We start from the raw sequence: 25,145 nt of genomic DNA, 5'->3' as shown, positions 1-25,145 counted from the left end.
CTAAGCCGCGCGCATCGCTCCCAACATGACAGGATTGTCATCTGCGCGTCAGGCTGGCGTCGGCATCGGCTCCGTAGAGTGGCGGCTTCACTTTACCGAAAGGGCATCATGACCCGAAGCCTCCTCGCCCTGTGCGCCGTCCTGCTGGCGCAACCGGCGGCCGCCGCGCTGCCGCGCAGCGCCGACCTCACGCTGGACGCCGCCAACGGTCTCGCCGGCGCGGCCATCGCAGCCTGCCGCACCCAGGGCCGTGCCATCGTCGTCGCGATCGTCGACCGCGGCGGCAACCTGGTGGCGGTCCAGCGCGCCGACGGCGTCGGCCCCCATAACACGGAAGCCAGCCGGCGCAAGGCGTATACCTCGCTGTCGACCCGCAGCGCGACGCTCGAGCTGGCCCGCAATACCGCCGCCGCTCCGGACGTCCGCAACCTGGCGACGCTGCCGGAACTGCTGCTGCTCGGCGGCGGCGTGCCGCTGCGCGCGCAGGGCGAGGTCGTCGGCGCCATCGGCGTCGCCGGCGGCGGCGGCGCGGTCAACGACCATGCCTGCGCCCTCGCCGCCATCGCCGCCCATCCCGAATTCGAACAAGCTCGTACCAACTGATCCATCACCCACAGGAACCGACCCATGAACATCATTGCCCGCCCCCTCCTCGCCGCCGCTTTTGCCCTCACCTGCCTGCAGGCCGCCGCCGCCGACAATCCGCTCAGCGTCCACATCCTCGATTTGCAGAGCGGCCAGCCGACTTCCGGCGTGGCCGTCACGCTCGAGCAGCGCGACGGCCAGCAATGGCGCGCGCTCGGCAACGGCGTCACCGATGCCCAGGGCCGCGTGCGCGCCCTCTACCCTGCCGGCAAGGCGCTCGCCAGCGGCGCCTACCGGATCGTGTTCAAGACCGGCGAGCACTATGCGCGCCTGCGCCAGCCGACCTTCTTCGACCAGATCCCGGTCGAATTCAAGGTCGAGAACACGGCCCAGCATTACCACATTCCCTTGCTGCTGAGCCCTTACGGCTACTCGACCTACCGAGGCAACTGAGGCGGCGCGGCGAGTCGAAAAAAAGGTCTAGCATGTCAGTTTGGCCACCGACCGAATGACGAGGATGCGATGCTGAACCTGAAAGACCCCGCCCTGCTGCGCCAGCAGGCGTACATCGACGGAGAATGGTGCGACGCGCAGGAAGGCGGCAGCGTCGACGTGATCAACCCGGCCACCGGCGACAAGCTCGGCAGCGTGCCGCACATGGGTGCGGCCGAAACGCGCCGTGCCATCGAGGCAGCCGCTGCCGCCTGGCCGGCGTGGCGCAGGAAGAGCGCGCGCGAGCGCAGCCTGATCCTGCGCAAGTGGAACGACCTGATGCTGGAAAACGCCGACGACCTGGCACTCCTGATGACGGCCGAACAGGGCAAGCCCTTGACGGAGTCGAAAGGAGAAGTGGCTTACGCGGCCTCGTTCTTCGAGTGGTTCGGCGAGGAAGCCAAGCGCATTGCCGGTGACACGCTGCAGTCGCCATGGCCGGACCGGCGCATCGTGGTGACCAAAGAACCGATCGGCGTGTGCGCCGCCATCACGCCATGGAACTTCCCGGCCGCGATGATCACGCGCAAAGTCGCGCCCGCGCTGGCAGCCGGCTGCCCGATCGTCTTGAAACCGGCGGAACTGACCCCGTTCTCGGCGCTCGCCCTGGCCGTGCTGGCCGAACGCGCGGGAGTGCCGAAAGGCGTGTTCAGCGTCCTTAGCGGCGACTCGAAGGCGATCGGCGGCGAGATGACAAGCAACCCGCTCGTGCGCAAACTCAGTTTCACGGGCTCGACCGCCGTAGGCCGCCTCCTGATGGAGCAGTGCGCGCCGACAATCAAGAAACTGTCGCTGGAACTGGGCGGCAATGCCGCCTTCATCGTGTTCGACGATGCCGACGTCGATGCGGCGGTCGAGGGTGCGATCGCCTCGAAATACCGCAACACCGGCCAGACCTGCGTCTGCGCCAACCGGATCTATGTGCAGGACGGCATTTATGAAGAATTTGCGCACAAGCTGGTGGCGGCGGTCGGCAAGCTCAAAGTGGGCAATGGTGTCGATGCCGGCGTCAACCAGGGCCCGCTGATCGAGGAAAAGGCAGTGGTCAAGGTCGAGCAGCACATCGCCGACGCCCTGTCCAAGGGTGCGCGCCTGCTGCTTGGGGGCAAGCGGCATGCGCTCGGCCACAGCTTCTTCCAGCCGACCGTGCTGGCCGACGTGACCGCGGAGATGGCGCTCGCGCGCGAAGAAACTTTTGGGCCGCTGGCGCCACTGTTCCGCTTCCAGACCGAGGACGAGGTGATTGCGCTGGCCAACGACACCGAGTTCGGGCTGGCCTCCTACTTCTATTCGCGCGACATCGGGCGCGTGTGGCGGGTGGCCGAGCAGATCGAAACGGGCATGGTCGGCGTGAACACGGGCCTGATTTCCACCGAGGTGGCCCCGTTCGGCGGCGTCAAGCAGTCGGGCCTGGGACGAGAAGGTTCCAGCTACGGAATGGACGATTACCTCGTCATCAAATACATCTGCATGGGCGGAATCTGATGGCGCGCGATCCATGGGCGGCGGTGCGGGACGCGCCGCTGTTCGTCGTGCCGCGCGTGCTGGACGGTTTGCGCGCCTACCGGGCGACCTTTGCCGGCTTGCCTGGTAACGATGCTGCGCGGCTTACGGCGGAAATCGACGGCTTGCAGGAGCGCCTGCTCACGGGCATCGAAGGACACCCCACCAAATCCTGGGTGCTGAAACAGCTCCGCAAGACGCTCGACGCGGTCGGGGACCTGGAACCGGCCGCGCGGGGACAGGTTCGTGTCGAACTCGAGAGGCTGATGGATATTCTCGGGATTGCCAGCGCGGACGGTGCGCTGGGCGAGGATTTTCGGTAGAACTGTAGGGTGGGCACGGAGTGCCCACCCTACGACGACTACGAAGACAGCCCCCTCAAGCGTCCTTGTACTCGTGATACTTGCGCGCATCGCCGCGCACTTTATCGGCCGGGTACTTCGCGCGGTTGAGCACCATCTTTTCCTCGACTGCCGCCATCAGGTCGACGTCGAGTTTATCCGCCAGGCGCACCAGGTAGACCAGCACGTCGGCCATCTCATGACGCACCTGCACCAGCTTGTCCGCCCCCAGCTCATCGATGCGGCCATGGTGCAGCCACTGGAAGTGCTCCAGCAGCTCGGCCGCTTCGACCGCCAGCGCCGACGACAGGTTCTTCGGCGTATGGAACTGGTCCCAGTCGCGCTCGTCCACGAACTGGCGGACGAGTGCACGCAGGCGCGCCAGGTCGCCCTGCCCTGCGCCCGCAGCCGCTTCGGGATTCACTTTGCTTCCCCGTCGCGGTAGCCCTGCAGCACCACCTCGAGCTTCGGCGCGATCTCGGCGTGGCTGCTGACCGTGATGCCGAGGTCGCGCAGCAGGCCGTCATGCACGCCATAGACCCAGCTGTGAATCGTCAGTGGCTGTCCCCGTTCCCAGGCGTCGCGCACGATCGTCGTCTGCGCCACGTTGATGACCTGCTCGGCCACGTTCAGTTCGACCAGGCGGTTCGTCGCCGCCGGGCCTGCCACGTTGCCGAGGTATTGGCCGTGCTTTTCGCGTACGTCGCGCACATGGCCGAGCCAGTTGTCGGCGAGGCCGACCCGGCCATTGGTCAAGGCCGCATGTACGCCCGAGCAGCCATAGTGGCCGCAAATGATGACGTGCTTCACCTTGAGCACGTCGATGGCGAACTGCAGCACGCTGAGCGCATTCAGGTCGGAATGCACAATCACGTTGGCGATGTTCCGGTGCACGAACAGTTCGCCCGGCGCCATGCCGAGCAGTTCGTTGGCGGGTACGCGGCTATCGGAGCAGCCGATCCACAGGTATTCCGGCGCCTGCTGGGCAGCGAGCGCTTTGAAGAAGTTCGGGTCTTTGTCGACCATCGAAGCCGCCCAATGGCGGTTGCGTTCGAACAGATCGGCCGCAGTCAGGCCAGTCGTTTTGTTTTCCAATGCTTTCCCCTATCTGGTGCGTGCCACGACATCTGCATCGCCGTGACGTTTGGTGAGAATCCTGTATTGTAAACGCAACACTGGACCGCACCGGCGAAAAAAAACCGCCGAGGGCTCGCGCCGTCAGCGGTTCATGCGGACCTTCTTATTCGAAGAAGTCCTTCACCTTGTCCATCCAGCCCTTGCTTTGTGGGCTGTGCTTGGCGCCGCCTTCGTTGGTCGAGCGTTCGAACTCGCGCAGCAGGTCTTTCTGCTTCTCGGTCAGCTTGACCGGCGTCTCGACGATCACGTGGCAGAACAGGTCGCCCGCGTAGCCGGAACGCACGCCCTTGATGCCCTTGCCCTTCAGGCGGAAGGTCTTGCCGGTCTGGGTGCCTTCAGGCACGGTGAACGAGACCTTGCCGGTGAGCGTCGGCACTTCGATTTCGCCGCCCAGGGCCGCTTTCGAGAACGAGATCGGCATTTCGCAATGCAGGTCGTCGCCTTCGCGCTGGAACACGGCATGCGGCTTGATGTGGATTTCCACATACAGGTCGCCCGACGGGCCGCCATTCGTGCCCGGCTCGCCGTTGCCGGTCGAGCGGATGCGCATGCCGTTGTCGATACCGGCCGGAATCTTGACTTCCAGCGTCTTGTTGCGCTTGATGCGTCCGGCGCCGCTGCAGGCTGCGCATGGTTCCGGGATCATCTTGCCGCTGCCGTGGCACTTCGGGCAGGTCTGCTGGATGCTGAAGAAGCCCTGCTGCATGCGCACCTGGCCGTGGCCGGCGCAGGTGGTGCAGGTGACGGGCTGGGTGCCCGGCTTGGCGCCGCTGCCGTGGCAGGTGTCGCACTTGTCCCAGCTCGGCACGCGAATCGTCGTGTCGAAGCCGTTGGCCGCCTGTTCCAGCGAGATCTCGAGGTTGTAGCGCAGGTCGGCGCCGCGGTACACCTGCGGTCCGCCGCCGCCACGCCCGCCGCGGCCGCCGCCGAAGATGTCGCCAAAGATGTCGCCGAAGGCATCGCCGAAACCGCCGGCGCCGCCACCGAAGCCGCCACCACCCATGTTCGGGTCGACGCCGGCATGACCGTAACGGTCATACGCCTCGCGTTTCTCCGGATTGGTCAGCATCTCGTAGGCTTCCTTGACCTCCTTGAACTTCTCTTCCGCTTCCTTGTTGTCAGGGTTGCGGTCAGGATGGTACTTCATCGCCAGTTTGCGATACGACTTCTTGATCTCTTCTTCCGAAGCACCCTTTGCGACCCCAAGGATCTCGTAAAAATCACGCTTTGCCATTTGGCACCTTGCTGTTATCTACTAAGTACTGTCTGAGCAAAAAAACCGAGCCGCGCAGGAAAAGTAGCGTCGGCTCGGTCCTTCAGGACCCTGATCGGGCCCCCTTCAACGCAGGAATTACTTCGCGTCTTTCACTTCCTTGAAGTCGGCATCGACGACGTCGTCAGCCTGGGCCGATGATTCGCCGCCCTGCTGGGCGCCGCCTTCAGCGCCCGGACCGCCAGCCTGCTGCGCCTGCATGTCGACGTACATCTTCTCGCCCAGCTTTTGCGCAGCGGTCGACAGGGCGGCCGTCTTGTTGTCGATGTCGGCCTTGTCGCCCGACTTGATCGAGCCTTCGAGGTCGGTGATAGCTGCCTCGATCTTTTCCTTCTCGCCCGCTTCCAGCTTGTCGCCGTATTCGGTCAGCGACTTGCGGGTCGAGTGGACCAGGGCGTCGGCCTGGTTGCGCGCTTCGGCCAGTTCCTTGACCTTCTTGTCTTCCTCGGCGTTCAGCTCGGCGTCCTTCACCATCTTCTGGATTTCGGCTTCGGTCAGGCCAGAGTTCGCCTTGATGGTGATCTTGTTTTCCTTGCCAGTGGCCTTGTCCTTCGCGCCCACGTGCAGGATGCCGTTGGCGTCGATGTCGAAGGTCACTTCAACCTGCGGGGTGCCGCGTGGTGCCGGCGGGATGCCCTCGAGGTTGAATTCGCCCAGGCCCTTGTTGCCCGCTGCGATTTCACGCTCGCCCTGATAAACCTTGATGGTCACGGCCGGCTGGTTGTCGTCGGCGGTCGAGAACACCTGCGAGAACTTGGTCGGGATCGTGGTGTTCTTGTGGATCATCTTGGTCATCACGCCGCCCAGGGTTTCGATACCCAGCGACAGCGGGGTCACGTCCAGCAGCAGCAAGTCCTTGCGCTCGCCCGACAGGACCGAGCCCTGGATGGCGGCGCCGACGGCGACGGCTTCGTCCGGATTCACGTCCTTGCGTGCATCCTTGCCGAAGAACTCTTTCACTTTTTCCTGCACCTTTGGCATGCGGGTCATGCCGCCGACCAGGATGATGTCGTCGATGTCCGAGACCTTCACGCCCGCATCCTTGATCGCGATGCGGCATGGCTCGATCGTTTTCGCGATCAGTTCCTCGACCAGCGACTCGAGCTTGGCACGGGTCATCTTCAGGTTCAGGTGGACCGGCGCGCCGTTCGCCATGGCGATGTACGGCTCGTTGATTTCGGTCTGCTGCGACGACGACAGTTCGATCTTCGCGCGCTCGGCCGATGCCTTGATGCGCTGCAGGGCGATCGCGTCTTTCGACAGGTCGAGGCCGTTGATCTTCTTGAATTCGTCGATGATGTAATCGATGATGCGCTGGTCGAAGTCTTCGCCGCCGAGGAAGGTGTCGCCGTTGGTCGACAGCACTTCGAACTGCTTCTCGCCGTCGACGTCCGCGATCTCGATGATCGACACGTCGAAGGTGCCGCCGCCGAGGTCATACACGGCGATCTTGCGGTCGCCCTTGTCGGTCTTGTCCAGGCCGAAAGCCAGCGCGGCCGCGGTCGGCTCGTTGATGATGCGCTTGACGTCCAGGCCCGCGATGCGGCCGGCGTCCTTGGTGGCCTGGCGCTGCGAGTCGTTGAAGTAGGCCGGCACGGTGATGACCGCTTCGGTGACTTCTTCGCCGAGGTAGTCTTCGGCGGTCTTCTTCATCTTGCGCAGGGTTTCAGCCGATACCTGCTGCGGCGCCAGCTTCTTGTCGCGTACGCTGATCCAGGCGTCGCCGTTGTCGGCCTTGACGATCGCGTACGGCATCAAGCCGATGTCTTTCTGGACTTCCTTTTCCTCGTACTTGCGGCCGATCAGGCGCTTGACGGCGAACAGGGTGTTCTTCGGGTTGGTGACGGCCTGGCGCTTCGCAGGCGCACCAACCAGGATCTCGCCATCTTCCTGGTAAGCGATGATCGACGGCGTGGTACGCGCGCCTTCCGCGTTTTCGATGACCTTAGGCTGGCCATTTTCCATGATCGCAACGCACGAGTTGGTGGTGCCCAGGTCGATACCGATGATTCTGCCCATGATTTTTTTCCTTTAGATGCTAAGTTTCGGATGTTTTGTAATATTGGGAAAAACTGCGTGCTTTCAAGGGGCCTTGCCGCTCAGCACGGGATTTTTCTTGTTTCGGCGCTTATTTGGGCGCAGCAGCGGTCACGATGGCCGGACGCAGCAGGCGGTCGGCGATCATGTAGCCCTTCTGCAGCACCGTCACCACGGTATTGGCTTCCTGGTCGGCCGGCACCACGGCCACGGCCTGGTGCTTGTTCGGATCGAGCTTGTCGCCCTGCTGCGGCATCACTTCGACCAGGCGGTTCTTTTCAAAGGCGGAGGTCAGCTGCTTGAGCGTCATTTCGACGCCTTCCTTGATCGAGTCAACCGTCGGGCTTTCCACCTTCAGCGCCATTTCCAGGCTGTCACGCACCGGCACCATGGCTTCGGCGAAGCTTTCGATGGCGAATTTATGCGCCTTGCTGACATCTTCCTGGGCGCGACGGCGGATGTTTTCGGCATCGGCCTTGGCGCGCATGAAAGCGTCGTGCATTTCAGCCAGCTTGGCTTCGGTCGCGCTCAGCTGTTCTTCGAGGCTCGGTTCGCCTGCTGGCTGAGTGGCCTGGTCAGCGGAAGCGGCTTCGCCTTCTGGCTGGGAAATCACCTCTGGATTTTCTTGGTCTTGCATCGAAAAACTCCTGAAATCAAGTACTTGGCTGAATGATTGGACAGATGCTGCTTGTCGTACAGCGGACCATATGGGGCGTTCTCCTACAACTTCAAGGGGTATTGCAGCGCTGCGAGCAGAAAGAGTGACAACATTCGTTACAAGTCTTACCGATGAGGTAGTTCTTTCCGAAAGGGGAAGCTTTACCATGCTCTACAGACGCGTGACAGCGTTGTGACAAGAACAATCGTCCCTGGGAGAGCATCATGAAATTGCAATTGATCAGCAGCGCCGTCGTGGTGTACACCGCACTGGCCACCGCATGCATCTGCTGCGCCGGACTGTAGAGTCCGCTGTCCACAGCCGGCCATTCTAGCAGGCCGGGCAAAGCGGTCCGTCAGGCGCCGAGGCGCAGCGCGTGGTCGCGCCCGAGTTGGGCATCGCGCCGCTCGGCGTCCCTCTGGGACGGGCTCATGATGGTGGGCCAGCCGATCAGGTGCTGTTCGGCGATTTCGGCCAGGCCGACGATCCAGGTCGGCGACTCGTTCAGGCAGGGGATGTAGTGGAATTCCTTGCCGCCGGCGGCCTCGAAATCATGCTTCACTTCCATCGAGATTTCTTCCAGGGTTTCCAGGCAGTCGCTGGTGAAACCCGGGCAGATCACGTCCACGCGCGCCACGCCCTCGCGCGCCAGCGCCTGCACGGTCGGCGCCGTGTATGGCTGGAGCCACTCGGCCTTGCCGAAACGCGACTGGAAGGTGACGACGTATTCGTCGGGCGCCAGGCGCAGGCGGCTTGCCAGCAGGCGCGCCGTCTTCTGGCATTCGCAGTAGTACGGGTCGCCCAGCAGCAGCGTGCGCTTGGGCACGCCATGGAAACTCATCACCAGCTTGCCGCCGCGCCCGTGGGCGTCCCAGTGCGCCTGCACGATGTCGTGCAGGGCATCGATATAGCCGTCATGGTCGTGGTAGTGCTTGACCAGGCGCAGTTCGGGCACGTTGCGCACGTCCTTGTAATGGGCGAAGACGGCGTCCCAGATCGAGGCGGTGGTGGTACCGGAATACTGCGGATAGGCCGGCAGGATCGCAATGCGGTCGCAATTGGCGGCCTTCAGTTCGTCCAGCACTTCCGGCAGCGACGGCGAGCCGTAGCGCATCGCCATGCGCACCTGCACGCCTTCGTGCCCGCGCTCTTCCAGCGCCTCGGCCAGCAGGCTGGCCTGCTTCGCGGTATGCACCTTCAGCGGCGAGCCCTCGCGGGTCCAGATCATCTGGTATTTCTTCGCCGAGGCGCCGGACCTGAACGGCAGGATGATGCACTTCAGGATGAACCACCACACCAGGCGCGGGATCTCGACCACACGGGGATCAGACAGAAACTGTTTCAGATAGCGCTTGACCGCCGCACGGGTGGGCGCGTCGGGCGTACCGAGGTTGACAAGGACGATGGCGCTCTGGGCAATGCTACCGTGGGTGTGGGGTGGTTCTTTTCTAAAAGGCATGGGGAAACGGGAGGCGGCGCGGGTCTCCATTATATGTGTGCCGGATGCGGCCCCGCGCCGATATTTACGAATGGTGCGTTAACCGGGCCGTTTGGCAATGCCGGGGCCGTGGCGGCGTCTCGTCGCCGCCACGCTGGCATGCGCTACATCCGCGCTACATCGGCGTTACCCCATTCCCCGCTCAGGTCGTCACCTTGAGGCGCACGTCGATATTGTTGCGGGTCGCGTTCGAATACGGGCAGACGATGTGGGCCTTGTCGACCAGTTCCTGCAGCTGCTGCTGCTCCATGCCAGGACCGTAAATGGTGAGGTCCACTTCGATGCCGAAACCGGTCGGGATCTGGCCGATGCCGACGTCACCGGTCACGGTCAGGTCTTGCGGCAGGGTCACTTTCTGCTGGCCGGCGACGAATTTCAGTGCGCCGAGGAAGCAGGCCGAATAGCCGGCCGCGAACAGTTGCTCGGGATTGGTGCCAGTGGCGCCGTTGCCGCCCAGTTCCTTCGGCGTCGTCAGTTTCACGTCCAGCACGCCATTGTCGCTACGCGAGGTGCCCTCGCGGCCGCCCTGAGACGTGGCCTTGGCGCGGTACAGGACTTTTTCGATGCTCATGCGAACCTCCTTTGTTTTGGTTGGACAGAGATTCTGGCACAGATGCGTACGCGGTGCAGCGCCTGGTAAATGGCGGTGTCCGGATGCCAATTCACCCGGCTTCCTTCAATAACCGATTGAAATAGTTATATTCTCGAAGATCCATTTTTCAGAAATTCTCTCAGTCAATCAAACGAAGACCTATAAATTGCACCGTTTCAAGTAAATTGATAGCAGGCAGCAATAATTACCCTACCTAACTGACCGTTATCAATCTTCATAGTCGTGCTCGGCACTGCGCGCCAGCATCACCCTACACTTGAGCTACAAATTTTTCATCATTGTTCGCTTAAAGGAAATGATATGAAACGCGCTGATCAGCACCGTAGGCAATTGATGAAGGGCATTTTAGGCGCCGCTGCCATACAAGGCTTTCCCAATATTGCCTTCGCGAATACCGGCCCTCGAATCCGCATGGAATGGCAGCAGTTCAAGGAAACCAGTCAGTATCAGTCGTTCCTGAATGCGATTGCCGCCATGCGCCAGAATACGAATCCTTCCGACAGAGGCTCGCTCCACTATTGGGTCAGGGCCCACCAGACGTATTGCCCGCACGATGTCGCGTACTTCATTTCCTGGCACCGGGGATATTTGTATTATTTCGAGCAGCAGCTTCGCATTTCCTCGGGCGACCCCACCCTGAATCTTCCGTATTGGGACTATTATTCCTACGCGACAATGCCGAGCGAATTTACCGATCCCACGCCCGGCAATCCTCTTTATCTGCAGCGCTCCGGGGCGAATGTTCACAATGCGCTGACCTTATCGCCATTTGCGCCCGAGGTATTTAACTTCCAGCGCGGGACGACCAATTCGTTCGAGGCCAGGCTCGAAAGCGCTCCCCATAATCCCGTGCATAACCTGATTGGCGGCATCATGAGCACGATGCAATCGCCTTTCGATCCGATCTTTTATTTGCATCACGCAAATATCGACCGCTTGACGCACGCCTGGGCACTCCCGGACGGCAAGGGCATTCCGGGTACGGCGAACCCTTATTCGTCGACGAACAGCAGTGCCTATTGGGCTGGCAGCAACCTCTACGCACCGCAATTGAGCATCGAACGGTACCGGACCTATTACCCGGGCTGGCTTGGCTATGACTACGCCGATAACACTGTGCCGACCACGCTGCCCCCGGCTGGCGGAACGCAGGCGGGCAGCACAATGCAGGCCGCTGCCAAGACCACGCAGCTGGTGTCGCTCGGCCGCTCGTCGAATCGGCGGCCACCGTTCAAGCAGTTCGCCCGCGTGCCGGGGCGCCTGATCTCGGCAACCCGCCGCTCGCTGGGCGGGGCCGCGCAGATCGATTTCGATGAACAGTCGTATTCCACAAGCCTGAATTTCAGCAAGAAGGACGCGGCGGAAATCGCGGCCATCCTTGCCGCGCGACGGGCGGGCGATGATGGCGCAGGCGAGGGACGCGTGGGAACGATCAAACTCGTCGTCGATCGCGCACGGCTGAGCGAGGTCGGGAGTCGCGGAGGCTACTTTTATGCGCTGTATTTGAACATGCCGCCCGTCATTGAGTCGGACAGCACCTATAACAAGTGTTTCCTGGGCACCCTGGGCGCGTTCGAGATTGCGGCCGCTTCCCACCATGGCCCGGCCAAGCTCGAATTCGACCTGGTCGGTTTGTTATTGCAGCAAAAGGTCGAGGACGTGTCCAACTTGTCCTTATCCTGGGTACGGGTCAACGGCGACAATCCCCCCGCCGGCCAGACGATCAACGTGGCGGAAGCCCGCATCGACCTGTCATACGAAGCCGCATCCCTGCTGCCTCCGGCGATCGAGCTGCCAGGCCGGTATCGTTGACGGCAAAGGGTCAGCAAGGGGGTGGCAGTGCTCAGGAAGCGAGCAACTCCCGCGCATGCTTGCGTGTCGTCTCGGTAATCTCGATACCGCCCAGCATGCGCGCCACTTCCTCCACGCGCGCCCGGTTGTTGAGCACTTCGATGCGCGAGACCGTGCGGCCTTCCCCGGTTGTGCCCTTGGCCACCTGGAAGTGCTGGTTCGCCTGGCTCGCCACCTGCGGCAGGTGGGTCACGCACAGCACTTGCCGCTGCTGGCCGAGGCGTTTCAACAGGCGTCCCACCACTTCGGCCACGCCGCCGCCGATGCCGCTGTCGACCTCATCAAAAATCAGGGTCGGCGTGGTGGTGGCGTTCGAGGTGATGACGGAAATGGCGAGCGAGATACGCGCCAGCTCGCCGCCCGAGGCCACCTTCGCCAGCGGACGTGGCGCCACGCCGGCGTGGCCGGCCACCAGGAATTCGACCTGTTCAAGGCCATGCGCGCCCGGTTCGCCGAGATTGAGCGCGATCTCGAAGCGCCCGCCGCCCATGCTCAGTTCCTGCATCGCGTTCGTCACCTGCTCGCCCAGCGCCTTGGCGGCGGCTGCGCGGCGCTTCGACAGGCGCCCGGCCACTTCGCGGTAGGCGCTTTCCGCCTTCGCTTCCTGGCGCTTCAAGCCCTCCATATCGGAAGCGTCGGCCAGCTGGCGCAGTTTCAGGGCCAGCGCCGCGTGCTCTTCGTGCAGCTCTTCGGGCGTGACGTGGTACTTGCGGGCGGCGCTGTGCAGCGCGTCCATGCGCGAATCGACTTCGCGCAGGCGGGCGGGGTCGAGCTCGACCTTGTCAATGTAACTGTTGAGCGCATACACGGCCTCCTGCAACTGGATGCGGGCCGGCTCCATGCAGTCGAGCACGGTTTGCAGCTCGGCGTCGACGTCGACCAGTTTGCCGAGCTTGGTATTGAGCGAGGACAGCTGCGACAGGATCGGGTGGTCGGCCTCGGAAATCGCGTTCAGGGCTTCCTGCGCGCCCTCGATCAGGCTGGCGGCATGCGACAGGCGGCTGTGCTCGTTGGTGATCTCGGTCCACTCGCCGGCTTTCGGCGCCAGCTTGTCGAGTTCGCTCACCTGCCACTCGAGGCGCTCGCGCTCGATCAGCACGTTTTTCGCGTTGGTTTCGTATTCCTCGCGCTGGCGCGACAGCGCGCGCCAGGCGCGCCAGGCGATGGCCACTTCCTGGGCCTCGGCGCTGGCCGCCGGATCGCGCACCGCGATCTGGTTGTCGAGCAGCGCGCGCTGGGCGTCGGATTTCAATAAACTCTGGTGCGCGTGCTGGCCGTGGATGTCGACCAGCATCTCGCCCAGCTCGCGCAACTGGCCGGCGGTGGCGGCGATGCCGTTGATATAGGCCTTCGAGCGGCCGGCGTTGTCGATCACGCGGCGCAGCAGCGCCCCGCCCTCTTCAGTGGCGAACTCGTGCTGCTCGAGCCAGCTGAGGGCCGCATCGGTGAGGGCGAAGTCGGCCGTGATGTCGGCCTTGGTCGCACCCTCGCGCACCATGCTGGCGTCGCCGCGCCCGCCCAGGGCCAGCTGCAAGGCATCGATCAGGATCGACTTGCCGGCCCCGGTCTCGCCGGTGAGGACCGAGAATCCACGGGCGAATTCGAGTTCGATGGCGTCGACGATGACGAAGTCGCGGATGGTCAGTGTGCGCAGCATGAAAAAACAGGTCTCCCGAAATGGATGTATTACTTCAGCTTGCCGTCGTTCGACGGGTACTCGTGCCAGTGCAGCTTTTCGCGCAGCGTATGGTAATAGCTCCAGCCCTCCGGATGCAGGAAGGTGATGGTGTTCGGCGAACGCGAGATGACGATTTCGTCGCCATGCTGCAGGCAGGCGAAGGTCTGCATGTCGAAGTTCACCGAGATGTCGCGCCCGCTGACGATCTCAACCACGATTTCGCTGGTGTCGGGAATCGCGATCGGCCGGTTCGACAGCGCGTGCGGCGCAATCGGCACCAGCACGATGCCTTGCAGGCTCGGGTGCAGCAGCGGGCCGCCGGCCGACAGCGCGTAGGCGGTGGAACCGGTGGGCGTCGAGACGATCAGGCCGTCGGAGCGCTGGTTGTACATGAAGTGGCCATCGACCGTGACTTTCAGCTCGGCCATGCCGGCGCCGCTGCCGCGCGCCACCACGACGTCGTTGACGGCCGCGCCGCAGTAAATCATTTCGCCGCCGCGCATCACGCGCCCCTCGAGCAGCGTACGCTTTTCCACGGTGGCCTTGCCCTGCAAGATTTCGCCGAGCGCCGGCAGCATGCGCTCGACCGGGATGTCGGTAATGAAGCCGAGCCGGCCCAGGTTAATGCCGATCAGCGGGATGTCGTACCTGGCCAGCTGGCGCGCGATGCCGAGCATGGTGCCGTCGCCGCCCATGACGATGACCCGCGACGCCTGCTCGCCGATTTCGCTCGCCGTCATCGCCTCGATGCCGGGGATGCCGAGGTAGGCGGCCGTGTCGGTTTCAAACACCACGCGGTGGCCGGCCTCCTGCAGGAAGGCCAGGATATTCGTGACGGGTTCTTCGATGCCGGCCGTGTTTTGCCGCACCACGAGCGCGATGGTCGATTGCGATGCGGGTGTCAGGGGCATAAGTCTCTCGGGGATGGATGGGCGGACACGCTGGAGATTAACCGATAATCCCCGTGCCTGCCACCCGGCCGCGCATCAAATACTGTACAAAATCACAGTATAGAGGCCCGAGGGGCCGGAGGGCAAGATCAGGCGACCACGGCCAGGGCCGCAACGGCAAGGATCGCCAGCACGATACAGCCGAGGTGCATGGCCATCAGCACGATCCAGCGCAGTGCGGTGACGAGGCGGCTGCCGCCATACACCTTGCGCATCGCGGTCGGCAGGTAGAACACCAGCCACACCCCGAGACCGAACCCGACCAGGGGGATAAAGTCCGGTATGAGCAGCCACAGGCTCAGCGTCAGGAAGGCGAAGGCATTCGTGTGGAGCGCGAACAGCAGGTGTTCGCCATAACGCCGGCCCGAGCCGAGATAAAGCAGCTTGAGCAGTGCCGCGAAGACCGGCATCACCGCAAAGATCGCGTAGGGGGTGTAGCTCGACAGGGCGCGCACCACCGCGGCAGTCGCCTCTTTCTCCGGAAGTGCGTTGAAGCTCTCCACTTTCTTGCCCAGCATCGGATGGATCGACGTCGCAATTCTGATTGCCCTTACGTCATCGCCCTCGTCGAGCGTGACCAGGCCGCCGTGTTTCTTCATTTGCGGCCGGTCATTCGCCGCAGGCCGCGCTTCGCTCTCCACGGCGGCCCGCGGTGCGGAGAGCGCTTCCTTTGCAGGAGCCTTGCCCGGCGCTTGCGCCTGTGCCCGTTGTGCTGGACGGGACTCTGGTTGGTTATTGCCGACATTGAATCCGCCGCCGCCGAGCTTGAAGATCGCAAAGAAGATGATGCTGAAGCTGAGGTACAGGCGCAGCGGCTCGACATAGCGCGCGCGCTTGCCTTCGATATAGTCGCGCGTCAGCCGGCCCGGCCTGAACAGCAGCAGCGCCACCGACTTCCACAGCTTGCCCTCGAGCGCCACGTAGTGGGCGATGAATTCATGCAGGAACTCGCGCGCGCTCGGCACGTGCAGGTGCGCCGGCTGTCCGCAGCCCTGGCAGAACTCCCCGGCGATGCGCGTGCCGCAGTTCGGGCAATGGGTGGCGCCATGGATCGGCTGGATGTCGTTTTTCACGCTTACTTCCGGTCAAGATGTCGAATACACCATAGTAACTATTTAATTGCAAAAAAGCATCATCCAATTGCGCGACCCTGCATGGTTCGAGCGGTTAGGATTCATGCAACAGTCACAGGAGAAGTTTATGGTTACCGAAACTAAAGATCGCTTCGTCAACACCGATGCGAAGATCGAAAACGACGGCATCAAGCGCCAGCCGCACGAGCGCGACGAGTCGCCCGACGGCCAGGACACCGAGCCGCGCGGCATCATGAAGCAGGCCGCCGAAGACCTGGCGCAGGGGCTGGTCGATACCGATGCGCGCAACACGCCGGGCATCAGCGAAGCGGTCGAACCCGCACCCGGCGCCACCGGCCAAGCCAACCCGCAACCCGACCGCCACCGTTCGATGCGCGATCACGACTCGGTCGAGCCCCTGCCGAACGACAACCGCTGAGAGGAATGACATGACAATCAAACGCAATGGCAGCGCCGTCTGGAGCGGCGGCATCAAGGACGGCAAGGGCGCGGTGACAACCGGCAGCGGCGCGCTCAAGGATGCGCAGTACGGTTTCAATACCCGCTTCGAAGACGGCCCCGGCACCAATCCCGAAGAACTGATCGGCGCGGCCCACGCCGGCTGCTTCACCATGGCCTTGTCGGGCCAGCTCGGCAAGGCCGGCATGACCGCCCAGGAACTGCGCACCACCGCCACGGTGTCGATGGAAAAGGAAGGCGACGGCTTCACGATCACCGCCGTCCACCTCGACCTGGTGGCAAAGATCCCCGGCGCCAGCCAGGAAGCCTTTGACACGGCGGCCAACACGGCCAAGGAAAACTGCCCGGTGTCGAAACTGCTGAATGCCGACATCACGCTGAGCTCACGCCTAGAAAACTGAGGCCGGAGTATTGAGGGTGGACGGCTTGGCCGTCCGCCCCGGCAGGAAATCGTCCAAGCGCATAAAATTGCCGTTTCCCGATTTCACCAGAAAGATACCCCATGCGCCTCCTGCACACCATGCTTCGCGTCGGCGACCTGCAGCGCTCGATCGACTTCTACACCAAGGTGCTCGGCATGACACTGCTGCGCACCAGCGACAATCCCGAATACAAGTACAAGCTGGCCTTCCTCGGCTACGGCAGCAATCCCGACCATGCCGAACTCGAACTGACCTACAACTACGGTGTCGACAGCTACGACATGGGCACCGCCTACGGCCACATCGCCCTGTCGGCCGAAGACATCTACGCCACCTGCGACGCCGTGCGCCAGGCCGGCGGCAACATCACGCGCGAGCCAGGCCCGGTCAAGGGCGGCACCACCGTGATCGCGTTCGTCACCGATCCGGACGGCTACAAGATCGAGTTCATCCAGCGCAAGGACAGCGAAATGGGTGCTGGCCTGAGCAACTGAAAATCAGCTGAAAATCAGCGTGATTGGTGACACGAACGGCGCTCCGGCGCCGTTTTTCTTTTCAGAAAAAATTTCCTGTCTTGCCGATGGTCAACGATGGATTTGACCGCCGCCAAGCTAACTCATCTTTAAGCGAACGTTTTGCGCCCCCGGTTCTAGACTGAACCTGTCAACTCTTCCACGGAGGCGCGCCATGTTCACATCCCGTTTGGCTTATTTCCCAACAACGCCGCGTTGCGCGGCATCGGCGGTGGCGTTCGCGCTCGCGGCCCTTTTGGCAGGATGTGGGGGCGGAGGGGGACACCCGGCGCCCCCCCCTCCTCCTCCGCCTCCGCCGCCTGTCGAACTCGGCCCGCTCTACGATTTCGCTCCGATCGGCCTGCCCGGCATGACCTACGGTGAAGTCGACCGGCGCGGCATTGCCACCAGCATGCGCGTCACGGGCACCGGGCGCGACGCCGCCGGCAACGCGCGTGCCTTCTACTACAACGGCAAGGAAACCATCGATCTCGGCACCTTCGGCGGGCGCGATGCGCAAGCCTACTCGCTCAACCGCTGCGGCCAGATCGCGGGCTGGGCGCAGGACAAGAACGGCCTCGCGCATGCCTTCCACTACGACGGTACGCTGAACGACCTGGGCACGCTGGGCGGCACCGAATCGTTTGGCTTTGCGATCAGCACCTGTGGCAAGGTCGCGGGCTGGTCCCGCACCAGCATGGGCGAAACGCATGCCTTCTACAACGACAATGCCGGCATGCGCGACCTCGGCACCCTGGGCGGCAATGCTTCGTACGCGCTGGCGATGAATGGGGTCGGCCAGGTGGTCGGCTACGCCTATGGCCCGGGCAACAACTGGTACCACGCCTTCCTCTACGACGCCCGCACCGGCGCGCCGATCCAGGACCTCGGTACCCTGGGTGACACGTCGATGGCGGTGGACATCAACGACGCCGGCAAGATCGTCGGTAACTCGCGCGTCGCCGACGGCGTGCTCAACGCTTTCTGCTGGGAGGCCGGCACGATGCACAACCTTGGCCTGCTGCCGGGCGCGCGTAGCGCCGAAGCGCGCGCCATCAACGACGCCGGGCTCATCGTGGGCAACATGACCTACCCGGACGGGCGCCAGGTCGCCTTCCTGCACGACGGCACCACGCTGCGCGAGCTCGGGACCCTGGGCGGCAGCAGCCGGTCGACCGCGGTCGCCATCAACGGCGCGGGCCTGGTGGTAGGGTCATCGGTGAACCCGGCTGCGAATGCCGAGCATGCCGTGGTCTGGTCGAGCAGCTATGGCATGGTCGACCTGAATACCCGGGTCAGGAACCTGCCTGCAGGAATCGTCCTGGTGAGCGCGCTGGCGGTCGCCGACGACGGCGGCATCGCGGTGCTGACCAACAAGGGACTGGGTGTGCTGCGGCCGCGCAATTGAAGACCGTCACGCAGACTGCCGCGCAATGCAAAACGGCGCCGGAACAACCGGCGCCGTTTTTTATTTGCATCCCTGTGCAGGGTACAAACATTGTTTGCGCGTTCACTTCTGCAGCAGGTTGTTCACCGGCAGCAGGTCGGTCTCGCGCAGCGAACCGGACGCGGCCTTCAGGCGCAGGCCGTTCAGGATGGTGTTGTAGCGGGCGCGCGCCAGGTCGGTGCGGGTCGAGTACAACTGGCGCTGGGCGTTGAGCACGTCGATGTTGATGCGCACGCCGACCTGGTAGCCCAGCTTGTTCGATTCGAGCGCCGACTGGCTCGACACTTCGGCGGCCTGCAGCGCCTTGACCTGGGCCAGCCCGCTGTTCACGCCGAGGAAGGCCTGGCGTGCCTGCAACGCGGCGTTGCGGCGCGTCGCTTCCAGGTCGTTGCGGGCGCGGTCTTCCAGGGCGATCGATTCGCGCACACGGCTGGTCACGGCAAAGCCGTTGAAAATGGGCACCGACCACTGCACGCCGATCGAGTTGCTGCGGCTGTCGCCGGACGAGTTCTGGACGCGCCCGCCGGTGTCGCGGCGCGACGAGGCGGCGACCAGGTCGAGCGTCGGCAGGTGGCCGGCGCGGTTGCGCTTGATGTCGCGCTTGGCGGACTCGAGCGTCAGCTGCGACACCGTCACGCCATAGTTCTGGCTCTCCGCCGACGACACCCACGGATCGACCAGGGCCGGCTGCGGCGGCGCCAGCGTCACGCCCGACTGCAGCGGCGCCAGCGCGCCCGGTTCGGTGCCGATGATCGCCTGCAGCGCGCTGCGCTTGTTGTCCAGGTCGTTCACGGCGGCAAATTCCTGCGCCACCACCAGGTCATACGCGGCCTGCGCCTCGTGGGTATCGGTGATGGTCTGGGTGCCGACCTCGAAATTGCGCTTGGCCGAGGCCAGCTGCTCGGTCACGGCGCTCTTCTGGGCGCGCGTCGATTCCAGCGTGTCCTGGGCCGACAGCACGTCGAAATAGGCTTGCGCCACGCGCGTGATCAGGTCCTGCTGGGCCTGGGCGAACTGGGCTTCGGCAATGGCTTGCGCCAGCTTGCTTTGCTCATAGGTCTGCCAGCGGTCCCAGCGGAACAGCGGCTGGCTCAGCGCCAGCGTGTATTCGTTGGTGGTCAGGTTTGAGCCGCCCGCGCGCACCAGGGTCGGCACGCCGCCCACGACCACGGTCTCGCCTTCATTGAAGGGCGAAAAATCGCTGTCATCGCGGGTGACCGCGCCCGACAGGCCGACCGTCGGCAGCAATCCCGCCCGCCCCTGGGTGACACGTTCCCGCCCGGCGGCAAGCGTTGCGCGCGCGCTGGCGAAGGTGGCGTCGTTGGCCAGGGCCTGCTGGTAAACCTGGACCAGGTCGATCGCGTGCGCATTGAGCGACACGAAAGCGCTGGCCAGCAGCATGGCGATGAGGGATTTCTGCATTGCGGTCTCCGTCGGAGTCATCAAAAGTTAAGGAATCAGGTCAATACTTCGGCATCGCCGGATCGACCTGCAAGGCCCAGGCGTGTATTCCGCCCGTCAAATTCGTCACGTTCTCGAACCCGTTGCGCTCGAGGAAAGCGGCCACCTGCATGCTGCGCGCGCCGTGGTGGCAGATGCAGACAATCTCTTGTCCGTCGTCGATTTCACCGGCGCGGATCGGGATCAGGTGCATCGGGATCTGGGTCGAGCCCGCGATATGGCAGGTCTCGAATTCCCAGTTCTCGCGCACGTCCAGCAGCAGCGGGCGCGGCTGGCTGTCGTCGGCCAGGCGTTCGGCCAGTTGGGGCGCGGTCATGTGCTGCATCGCCTGCCTCTCAGAAGGTGAAGCGCGACACGGTCGGTGCACCGGAGAGCAGCTTGACGTTGGTCTCGAACAGCTTGACCGTGTCATAGCCCGTTTCCGACACGCGCGTCACGATCACGGCGCTCATCGCCGGCGAACGGCCGACGAAGGCGGCGATGCGTCCGCCGACCTTGATCTGCTTCAGGAAGGCTTCCGGAATGCTTTCCAGGCCGCCCGAAATGACGATCACGTCGAACGGTCCGCCCTGCTCCCAGCCGGCGGCGCCATTGCCTTCGACCACGGTCACGTTGGTGATGCCGGCACGGGCGAGGTTCTGCTCGGCCAGCGCCTTGATTTCCGGCGAAATCTCGACGGTGGTCACGTGGCGCGCGCGGTGCGCCATCAAGGCGGCCATGTAGCCCGATCCGGCGCCGATTTCCAGCACGTTCTCGTGTTTTTTCAGGTTCAGTTCCTGCAGGACGCGCGCTTCGACTTTCGGGTCGAGCATCGATTCGCCGCCCGGCAGCGGGATCTCGACGTCGGCAAACGCCAGGTTCTGGTAGGCCGCCGGCACGAACTGTTCGCGCTTGACCACGTGCAGCAGATCGAGGACCTCCTGGTCCAGCACATTCCACGGACGGATCTGCTGCTCGATCATGTTAAAGCGGGCTTGTTCGATATTCATCTTAATACTCGGTGGAAAAGAAATAATCCGATATTTTATCGTTGAACTGGTTCAACACGCACATCTTATCGGGACAGCATCCAGATCGCGCGAAATTGCGACAGTCTGCAGTTTGAGGGGGCTGAACGCCCAAAAAGACTCAGGCCGCCGTGGACTGCGTAGCGCCGGTGCCGGGCAGCAGCCCATGCAGGGCGATGTCGAGGAAAGCGTCGAGGAAGGCCAGCGGCTCGAGCGAGCCCTGCTCGCAGGGGCCGACCGAGTGCTTCCAGGTGACGAGCATGAGCATCGGCGCGATCAGCACCTGGGTAACCTGGGTGACGTTGACCGGCCGGAATTCGCCCCTGGCGATGCCGCGCTCGAGCATGCTGGAGATCATGCGCGTGCCGCGGTTGATGACTTCTTCCTGGTAGAACGCGGCCAGCTCGGGGAAATTGCCTGATTCGGCCGTGACGAGCTTGATGATGCCCGACACCTTGTGGGCACCGATGCGGTCCCACCAGCCCATCATCACGCTGCGCAGCAGCTCGGCGCTGTGGCCATCGAATTCGGCGACCGAGGACTCGGCGTCCCCGATCACGGGCACGATGCTGTTGCGCACCACCGCCTTGAACAGCTCTTCCTTGTTCTCGAAGTAGAGGTACAGGGTGCCTTTCGAGACACCGGCACGGCGCGCGACATCTTCCAGCCGGGTCGAGGCAAAGCCCCGCTCGACGAACAGGTCGATGGCCGCCGCCAGCAGTTCTTGCGGACGAGCATCCTTACGGCGCTCCCAGCGCGGCTTGGTGTCAAGTGAGCATTCCATGCTTCCGTCCGACAACTTAGTAATAAGTCATCGAATATAGACCCGGACTCGGGGGTAGTCAAGCGGTACTCCCGCTTGCGGTGCATGTCAGCGCATGGCGGTTCGATACCGTCTGTCGACCTACCGCCCCTTGCCGTTCCCGCAACCGTAAATACGCCCTTCCGAGCGCGGCTTGTAGAGCGAGCCTTCGGGGTTGGCCGGCCGCTGATCGGTCTGCTGGCGTGGCACCTGGAATACCGACAATACGTCCACCAATCCCGGCACCAGCTTTTCCATCGCCACATCCAGGCTGGCCATGGCGCCGACCTTCACGTCGCGCATCGGCGTCGTGGCCGCGTTCAGGATCGCCTCGGCCACCTGGTGCGGGTCGATCTGCGGCGCCGGCAGCTTCGGTTCGTGCGCCAGATAGTTGCGCGCGTGCTGGGGCAGCGGCGTGTCGACGGCGGTTGGCTCGATCAGGGTAATCGATACCGGTGCGCCATCGACATGCTCGATCTCGATGCGCAGTGCGTCCGTAAAGCCCTTGACCGCGTGCTTGCTGGCCGAATACATGCCCTGCAGGGGAATGGCCAGCTCCGAGGCCTCGCTGCCGACGTTGATCAGGGCGCCACCCGTCATGCGCAGGTGCGGCAGCGCCGTCAGGCAACCGTGGACCATGCCCCAGAAATTGATGTCGAACAGGCGCCGGCTGTCTGCTTCCGACACTTCATCCAGCCGTCCGTAGATCGTGCTCCCAGCGCAATTGACCCAGGTGTCGATGCGTCCGAAGCGGGCCACGGCCTGGCGCGCGACGTGCTCGACCTGCTCGCGGTCCGAGACGTCCGCCACCACGTGGATGGCTTCGTGCCCGGCTGCCGCCAGGCCGCGCACGATGGCCTCCAGCACGTCGCCGCTGCGCGCCACCAGCACCAGCTTCGCGCCACGGCGCGCCGCATCCTGCGCGGTGGCCAGGCCAATGCCGCTGGAGGCGCCGGTGAGGACGATGATTTGCTGGTCGAGTGGTTTCAGGGACGCTGCCATGCGATGCTCCGTTCTGCGTGTTGTGGGTATGCGTCAACCATAGCAGGGAGGCCAGGCCGGCAGCGCGCGCCTCCGGCTATACTGCGCGCTCCGCCAAGCCGCAACCGACATTCATGAACTGCCGCGACAACTGTGGTGCCTGCTGCACCGCCCCTTCGATCACCAGCCCGATTCCCGGCATGCCAAACGGCAAGCCGGCCGGCGTGCGTTGCGTGCAACTGGACGGGAACAACCGCTGCCGCGTCTTCGGCAAACCCGAGCGGCCGGCGTTTTGCGGCGGCTTGCAGCCGTCGATGGAAATGTGCGGGGACAGCCGCGAGCAGGCAATGAGATGGCTTGCGACCTTGGAACGCGAAACTCGGCCATGAGCCGTGTTTGACCTCGCGCTACGCTTTCCGGTCGGCGGTCAGAATGGCCTAGTGAACGTAGAGCGCCTCGAACGTCGAAGGAATCTCAGCCAGTTCCGCCTCGAGATACGGCACAGTGGAAATGGAAATGCAGTCGAGCCATTCCGGGAATCGGTTTTCGCTGAAATACGACCGGACCACGTTCAATGCCGAGGTTCGAGCACCCTCCGGGATGAATGTCGGCACCGGCGGCGCGCCACTGTCGTCCGCAGCGGCCATCTCGGCCTTGAGACAATGCGACCATTCCCAGCCAATGTATGGCCGAGCCTCCATCGAAAATTCGGATGGCCACCGTATGACGTTATTCAGAATCCCATGCGCACCCACCAACCAAACGATGACTTGTGCGCGCCAGTGCGGTGAAGGAATATCGAACACGGAACGTAGCCACGGCTCGACTGAAGATTCAGGCAGGTACTTCAGGCAGAAGAACATCGACGCGGTGAAATCCCCGCTTGCATCCCACCAGACCCAGACCTGGTTCGGGTTGTTGTTCGACTGGCGCAAAACCTTCCCGATAGCGATGTCCGAGCCGTTCCAGCACATGCTGTCCATCATGCACCGCCCCAGGGTGAGAAGCACGTCTTCCCGAAACCCCTTGTATGGTTCCCGGTAAATGCCATTCGGATAGATGGCCATGAACCCGGTCAGCAATGATTCCAGTAGATACGAGACGAACGCCTCATGGCTACGCGGGAGGAGCGCTCCAAGCAGGTACCAGGTGCTCCACTCCTCCATTGGACCGAATGAACGGGTACCGGTGGCAATCTCCGCGAGAGGCTCCTGCAGGTTCTCCGCTGTCATCTCGTCGAGGCTCCCCAGCAGTTCATGGAACATGCGTCGTTCATCTCCCATGAACCAAGCCTCTCCCATCGGCTCGGCCGGCCTTGGAAAATGTGCTCGCAGCCGCCCCAAGGCCAGGGGGTCGAGACCATCCCCCGGAATCCAAAGAAACCCTTCCATCTCACCCGCCCTGTCAGTTGACGCAGCGTCCATCATATCCGGTTGTCAACACCAATTACAGCGGAACGGGCGATGACGCCGGCTGAGTGGTCCCGCTATTCCGGCGCCCCCGTGCGCAGGCCTACCTTTTTCTTCTTTTTCACGATGACCGAGATTTCCTGCGCCGGTTTGGTTGCCGGGGGTGGCGCGACGGGCATGGGGAAGCCGAGGAAAATCATGATGAGGAAGACCGGCAGCAGCAGGAAGAACAGCGGGCGTTTCCAGTTGAGTTGGCGTTTTAGCATTGCCAACAGATGAGCATTGGCGGCGCCCTTTCAAGAAGGCGCGCGTAAATACCCTGAAAGCATGACCAGGCTGTCGCTTATTTCCCGGCAGCCTCTTTGCGCCCCTGCACATGGGCGAACAGGGCACCCAGGGTCATGTGCTCGTCCCAGATTTCCTCGAGTGCGACGCCGTAGCGCGCGCGCAGCCCGCTGGCGAGCTTGCGGATTTCCGCGGCATCGGACATCCACTTCGATGGGTGCAGGGTCTTGTAAATGCCGAGCAACTGGTCGTCGGGACGGAACTTCAGCTTTTCGGTGTCGCGGAACGCAAAAGCCTCGGCACACACGGCGAGGAATTCACGGATCTGCCTTTGTGAAGCCCGGGGGAAGGCACGGCGCCAGAGGCGCCGCTGGGATGTGCGGGTACGGAAAGGATTGGCGACCTGTCCGGACGACAGGACCGACCATGCAAGCGCCAGCAAGATCAGGATTGCAACAATACTCATCGATGTACGGCAGCGTTACTCATGCGATCCAGTCTAGCACGTGAAACGCGGTCTGGCACGGCCTCCCTGCGCTATTGTGCCGCGCCGCGGCGGCGCAGGCGAGGATAACAAATCACAACAAATCGCCCACAAAATTGCCTGATACGAGAGAGCCGGCTCAACGGGGGACGGCTTGCTCATGGTA

General features: G+C 63.3%; 28 protein-coding genes. 10 read left to right on the top strand and 18 right to left on the bottom strand.

Annotated features, from left to right (window positions below; translation table 11 throughout):
• Positions 1-108 precede the first annotated feature (108 nt).
• The 4 genes from ACFPN5_RS06705 to ACFPN5_RS06690 all read left to right on the top strand — a co-directional run bounded on the left by ACFPN5_RS06705 (position 109) and on the right by ACFPN5_RS06690 (position 2,903).
• Positions 109-603 (top strand): GlcG/HbpS family heme-binding protein, encoded by a 495-nt coding sequence (locus ACFPN5_RS06705; protein ID WP_379781419.1) that lies wholly within the window; start codon positions 109-111, stop codon positions 601-603.
• A gap of 24 nt (positions 604-627) precedes the next feature.
• A complete protein-coding gene (gene uraH, locus ACFPN5_RS06700; RefSeq protein ID WP_379781417.1) occupies positions 628-1,038 on the top strand; it encodes a hydroxyisourate hydrolase in 411 nt (136 codons plus the stop codon).
• 69 nt (positions 1,039-1,107) lie between these two features.
• Entirely contained in the window at positions 1,108-2,562 is a 1,455-nt protein-coding gene (locus ACFPN5_RS06695) for an NAD-dependent succinate-semialdehyde dehydrogenase (protein ID WP_379781415.1), read from the top strand.
• Positions 2,562-2,903: a DUF4844 domain-containing protein gene (locus ACFPN5_RS06690; RefSeq protein WP_379781413.1), complete on the top strand. Its 342-nt coding sequence runs from the start codon at positions 2,562-2,564 to the stop codon at positions 2,901-2,903. Before ACFPN5_RS06695 ends, ACFPN5_RS06690 begins: the two co-directional genes overlap by 1 nt.
• A gap of 55 nt (positions 2,904-2,958) precedes the next feature.
• On the opposite strand, the gene ACFPN5_RS06685 is transcribed toward ACFPN5_RS06690, so the two are convergent.
• From ACFPN5_RS06685 to ACFPN5_RS06655, 7 genes are all read right to left on the bottom strand, one after another.
• Positions 2,959-3,345 carry a nucleotide pyrophosphohydrolase gene (locus ACFPN5_RS06685; RefSeq protein ID WP_379781411.1) on the bottom strand — a complete coding sequence of 129 codons (387 nt, stop codon included), beginning with the start codon at positions 3,343-3,345 and terminating at the stop codon, positions 2,959-2,961.
• Positions 3,342-3,947: a carbonate dehydratase gene (gene can, locus ACFPN5_RS06680; protein WP_379781480.1), complete on the bottom strand. Its 606-nt coding sequence runs from the start codon at positions 3,945-3,947 to the stop codon at positions 3,342-3,344. The genes ACFPN5_RS06685 and can overlap by 4 nt, the downstream gene beginning before the upstream one ends.
• A gap of 214 nt (positions 3,948-4,161) precedes the next feature.
• The gene (gene dnaJ, locus ACFPN5_RS06675) at positions 4,162-5,292 is read right to left on the bottom strand and encodes a molecular chaperone DnaJ (protein ID WP_379781409.1); all 1,131 of its coding nucleotides are present in this window, start codon (positions 5,290-5,292) and stop codon (positions 4,162-4,164) included.
• A gap of 117 nt (positions 5,293-5,409) precedes the next feature.
• A complete protein-coding gene (gene dnaK, locus ACFPN5_RS06670; protein WP_379781407.1) occupies positions 5,410-7,350 on the bottom strand; it encodes a molecular chaperone DnaK in 1,941 nt (646 codons plus the stop codon).
• A gap of 109 nt (positions 7,351-7,459) precedes the next feature.
• A complete protein-coding gene (grpE, locus tag ACFPN5_RS06665) occupies positions 7,460-8,005 on the bottom strand; it encodes a nucleotide exchange factor GrpE (RefSeq protein ID WP_379781405.1) in 546 nt (181 codons plus the stop codon).
• A 376-nt stretch (positions 8,006-8,381) separates the two neighbouring features.
• Positions 8,382-9,485, bottom strand: a complete 1,104-nt coding sequence (gene hemH / locus ACFPN5_RS06660; protein ID WP_379781402.1) for a ferrochelatase — start codon at positions 9,483-9,485, stop codon at positions 8,382-8,384.
• Between the two features lie 181 nt (positions 9,486-9,666).
• Positions 9,667-10,095 carry an organic hydroperoxide resistance protein gene (locus ACFPN5_RS06655; RefSeq protein WP_379781400.1) on the bottom strand — a complete coding sequence of 143 codons (429 nt, stop codon included), beginning with the start codon at positions 10,093-10,095 and terminating at the stop codon, positions 9,667-9,669.
• Between the two features lie 342 nt (positions 10,096-10,437).
• Here ACFPN5_RS06655 and ACFPN5_RS06650 point away from each other — a divergent pair, with 342 nt between their 5' ends.
• Positions 10,438-11,949: a tyrosinase family protein gene (locus ACFPN5_RS06650; RefSeq protein WP_379781398.1), complete on the top strand. Its 1,512-nt coding sequence runs from the start codon at positions 10,438-10,440 to the stop codon at positions 11,947-11,949.
• A 31-nt stretch (positions 11,950-11,980) separates the two neighbouring features.
• On the opposite strand, the gene recN is transcribed toward ACFPN5_RS06650, so the two are convergent.
• From recN to ACFPN5_RS06635, 3 genes are all read right to left on the bottom strand, one after another.
• Entirely contained in the window at positions 11,981-13,645 is a 1,665-nt protein-coding gene (recN, locus tag ACFPN5_RS06645; RefSeq protein ID WP_379781396.1) for a DNA repair protein RecN, read from the bottom strand.
• Positions 13,646-13,674: 29 nt separating this feature from the next.
• Positions 13,675-14,577: an NAD kinase gene (locus tag ACFPN5_RS06640; protein ID WP_379781394.1), complete on the bottom strand. Its 903-nt coding sequence runs from the start codon at positions 14,575-14,577 to the stop codon at positions 13,675-13,677.
• A gap of 128 nt (positions 14,578-14,705) precedes the next feature.
• Entirely contained in the window at positions 14,706-15,689 is a 984-nt protein-coding gene (locus tag ACFPN5_RS06635; protein ID WP_379781392.1) for a DUF3667 domain-containing protein, read from the bottom strand.
• A 127-nt stretch (positions 15,690-15,816) separates the two neighbouring features.
• Between ACFPN5_RS06635 and ACFPN5_RS06630 the strand changes: the two genes are divergently transcribed.
• The 4 genes from ACFPN5_RS06630 to ACFPN5_RS06615 all read left to right on the top strand — a co-directional run bounded on the left by ACFPN5_RS06630 (position 15,817) and on the right by ACFPN5_RS06615 (position 18,511).
• Positions 15,817-16,128 carry a hypothetical protein gene (locus ACFPN5_RS06630; RefSeq protein ID WP_379781390.1) on the top strand — a complete coding sequence of 104 codons (312 nt, stop codon included), beginning with the start codon at positions 15,817-15,819 and terminating at the stop codon, positions 16,126-16,128.
• Between the two features lie 10 nt (positions 16,129-16,138).
• A complete protein-coding gene (locus ACFPN5_RS06625; protein WP_379781388.1) occupies positions 16,139-16,570 on the top strand; it encodes an OsmC family protein in 432 nt (143 codons plus the stop codon).
• Positions 16,571-16,671: 101 nt separating this feature from the next.
• Entirely contained in the window at positions 16,672-17,085 is a 414-nt protein-coding gene (gene gloA / locus ACFPN5_RS06620; protein ID WP_379781386.1) for a lactoylglutathione lyase, read from the top strand.
• A 388-nt stretch (positions 17,086-17,473) separates the two neighbouring features.
• Positions 17,474-18,511, top strand: a complete 1,038-nt coding sequence (locus ACFPN5_RS06615) for an HAF repeat-containing protein (protein WP_379781384.1) — start codon at positions 17,474-17,476, stop codon at positions 18,509-18,511.
• Positions 18,512-18,613: 102 nt separating this feature from the next.
• Here ACFPN5_RS06615 and ACFPN5_RS06610 read toward each other — a convergent pair whose 3' ends face one another.
• The 5 genes from ACFPN5_RS06610 to ACFPN5_RS06590 all read right to left on the bottom strand — a co-directional run bounded on the left by ACFPN5_RS06610 (position 18,614) and on the right by ACFPN5_RS06590 (position 22,822).
• Complete coding sequence (locus ACFPN5_RS06610; protein ID WP_379781382.1) at positions 18,614-19,972, bottom strand: TolC family outer membrane protein; 1,359 nt, start codon at positions 19,970-19,972, stop codon at positions 18,614-18,616.
• A 40-nt stretch (positions 19,973-20,012) separates the two neighbouring features.
• The gene (locus tag ACFPN5_RS06605; protein ID WP_379781380.1) at positions 20,013-20,336 is read right to left on the bottom strand and encodes a rhodanese-like domain-containing protein; all 324 of its coding nucleotides are present in this window, start codon (positions 20,334-20,336) and stop codon (positions 20,013-20,015) included.
• A gap of 10 nt (positions 20,337-20,346) precedes the next feature.
• Positions 20,347-21,000, bottom strand: coding sequence for a protein-L-isoaspartate O-methyltransferase family protein (locus ACFPN5_RS06600; RefSeq protein WP_379781378.1), 654 nt, complete (start codon positions 20,998-21,000; stop codon positions 20,347-20,349).
• A 139-nt stretch (positions 21,001-21,139) separates the two neighbouring features.
• Positions 21,140-21,802 (bottom strand): TetR/AcrR family transcriptional regulator, encoded by a 663-nt coding sequence (locus ACFPN5_RS06595; protein ID WP_379781376.1) that lies wholly within the window; start codon positions 21,800-21,802, stop codon positions 21,140-21,142.
• Positions 21,803-21,922: 120 nt separating this feature from the next.
• Positions 21,923-22,822, bottom strand: coding sequence for an SDR family oxidoreductase (locus ACFPN5_RS06590; RefSeq protein WP_379781374.1), 900 nt, complete (start codon positions 22,820-22,822; stop codon positions 21,923-21,925).
• 113 nt (positions 22,823-22,935) lie between these two features.
• Here ACFPN5_RS06590 and ACFPN5_RS06585 point away from each other — a divergent pair, with 113 nt between their 5' ends.
• Positions 22,936-23,190: a YkgJ family cysteine cluster protein gene (locus tag ACFPN5_RS06585; protein ID WP_379781372.1), complete on the top strand. Its 255-nt coding sequence runs from the start codon at positions 22,936-22,938 to the stop codon at positions 23,188-23,190.
• A gap of 48 nt (positions 23,191-23,238) precedes the next feature.
• Here ACFPN5_RS06585 and ACFPN5_RS06580 read toward each other — a convergent pair whose 3' ends face one another.
• The 3 genes from ACFPN5_RS06580 to ACFPN5_RS06570 form a co-directional block, all read right to left on the bottom strand.
• On the bottom strand, positions 23,239-24,066 hold the full coding sequence (locus tag ACFPN5_RS06580; protein ID WP_379781370.1) for a hypothetical protein: 828 nt from the start codon (positions 24,064-24,066) through the stop codon (positions 23,239-23,241).
• Between the two features lie 221 nt (positions 24,067-24,287).
• Positions 24,288-24,476, bottom strand: coding sequence for a hypothetical protein (locus tag ACFPN5_RS06575; RefSeq protein WP_379781368.1), 189 nt, complete (start codon positions 24,474-24,476; stop codon positions 24,288-24,290).
• A 77-nt stretch (positions 24,477-24,553) separates the two neighbouring features.
• A complete protein-coding gene (locus tag ACFPN5_RS06570) occupies positions 24,554-24,961 on the bottom strand; it encodes a hypothetical protein (protein WP_379781366.1) in 408 nt (135 codons plus the stop codon).
• Between the last annotated feature and the right edge of the window lie 184 nt (positions 24,962-25,145).

The sequence above is a fragment of the Massilia niabensis genome (assembly GCF_042655085.1).
GTDB lineage: Bacteria > Pseudomonadota > Gammaproteobacteria > Burkholderiales > Burkholderiaceae_D > Telluria > Telluria niabensis.
This window is presented reverse-complemented; position numbering and strand designations above follow the sequence as displayed.

Bases quoted from the DNA above. Each gene is read 5' to 3' on its own strand.
- gloA (WP_379781386.1), top strand. From the start codon at position 16,672: ATGCGCCTCCTGCACACCATGCTTCGCGTCGGCGACCTGCAGCGCTCG.
- ACFPN5_RS06650 (WP_379781398.1), top strand. From the start codon at position 10,438: ATGAAACGCGCTGATCAGCACCGTAGGCAATTGATGAAGGGCATTTTA.
- ACFPN5_RS06605 (WP_379781380.1), bottom strand. From the start codon at position 20,336: ATGCAGCACATGACCGCGCCCCAACTGGCCGAACGCCTGGCCGACGAC.
- ACFPN5_RS06640 (WP_379781394.1), bottom strand. From the start codon at position 14,577: ATGCCCCTGACACCCGCATCGCAATCGACCATCGCGCTCGTGGTGCGG.
- ACFPN5_RS06595 (WP_379781376.1), bottom strand. From the start codon at position 21,802: ATGGAATGCTCACTTGACACCAAGCCGCGCTGGGAGCGCCGTAAGGAT.
- ACFPN5_RS06575 (WP_379781368.1), bottom strand. From the start codon at position 24,476: ATGCTAAAACGCCAACTCAACTGGAAACGCCCGCTGTTCTTCCTGCTG.
- ACFPN5_RS06600 (WP_379781378.1), bottom strand. From the start codon at position 21,000: ATGAATATCGAACAAGCCCGCTTTAACATGATCGAGCAGCAGATCCGT.
- uraH (WP_379781417.1), top strand. From the start codon at position 628: ATGAACATCATTGCCCGCCCCCTCCTCGCCGCCGCTTTTGCCCTCACC.
- ACFPN5_RS06585 (WP_379781372.1), top strand. From the start codon at position 22,936: ATGAACTGCCGCGACAACTGTGGTGCCTGCTGCACCGCCCCTTCGATC.
- grpE (WP_379781405.1), bottom strand. From the start codon at position 8,005: ATGCAAGACCAAGAAAATCCAGAGGTGATTTCCCAGCCAGAAGGCGAA.
- ACFPN5_RS06590 (WP_379781374.1), bottom strand. From the start codon at position 22,822: ATGGCAGCGTCCCTGAAACCACTCGACCAGCAAATCATCGTCCTCACC.
- ACFPN5_RS06695 (WP_379781415.1), top strand. From the start codon at position 1,108: ATGCTGAACCTGAAAGACCCCGCCCTGCTGCGCCAGCAGGCGTACATC.
- ACFPN5_RS06625 (WP_379781388.1), top strand. From the start codon at position 16,139: ATGACAATCAAACGCAATGGCAGCGCCGTCTGGAGCGGCGGCATCAAG.
- ACFPN5_RS06580 (WP_379781370.1), bottom strand. From the start codon at position 24,066: ATGTTCCATGAACTGCTGGGGAGCCTCGACGAGATGACAGCGGAGAAC.
- hemH (WP_379781402.1), bottom strand. From the start codon at position 9,485: ATGCCTTTTAGAAAAGAACCACCCCACACCCACGGTAGCATTGCCCAG.
- ACFPN5_RS06615 (WP_379781384.1), top strand. From the start codon at position 17,474: ATGACCTACGGTGAAGTCGACCGGCGCGGCATTGCCACCAGCATGCGC.
- recN (WP_379781396.1), bottom strand. From the start codon at position 13,645: ATGCTGCGCACACTGACCATCCGCGACTTCGTCATCGTCGACGCCATC.
- ACFPN5_RS06690 (WP_379781413.1), top strand. From the start codon at position 2,562: ATGGCGCGCGATCCATGGGCGGCGGTGCGGGACGCGCCGCTGTTCGTC.
- ACFPN5_RS06630 (WP_379781390.1), top strand. From the start codon at position 15,817: ATGGTTACCGAAACTAAAGATCGCTTCGTCAACACCGATGCGAAGATC.
- dnaJ (WP_379781409.1), bottom strand. From the start codon at position 5,292: ATGGCAAAGCGTGATTTTTACGAGATCCTTGGGGTCGCAAAGGGTGCT.
- ACFPN5_RS06705 (WP_379781419.1), top strand. From the start codon at position 109: ATGACCCGAAGCCTCCTCGCCCTGTGCGCCGTCCTGCTGGCGCAACCG.
- can (WP_379781480.1), bottom strand. From the start codon at position 3,947: ATGGTCGACAAAGACCCGAACTTCTTCAAAGCGCTCGCTGCCCAGCAG.
- ACFPN5_RS06655 (WP_379781400.1), bottom strand. From the start codon at position 10,095: ATGAGCATCGAAAAAGTCCTGTACCGCGCCAAGGCCACGTCTCAGGGC.
- dnaK (WP_379781407.1), bottom strand. From the start codon at position 7,350: ATGGGCAGAATCATCGGTATCGACCTGGGCACCACCAACTCGTGCGTT.
- ACFPN5_RS06570 (WP_379781366.1), bottom strand. From the start codon at position 24,961: ATGAGTATTGTTGCAATCCTGATCTTGCTGGCGCTTGCATGGTCGGTC.
- ACFPN5_RS06610 (WP_379781382.1), bottom strand. From the start codon at position 19,972: ATGCAGAAATCCCTCATCGCCATGCTGCTGGCCAGCGCTTTCGTGTCG.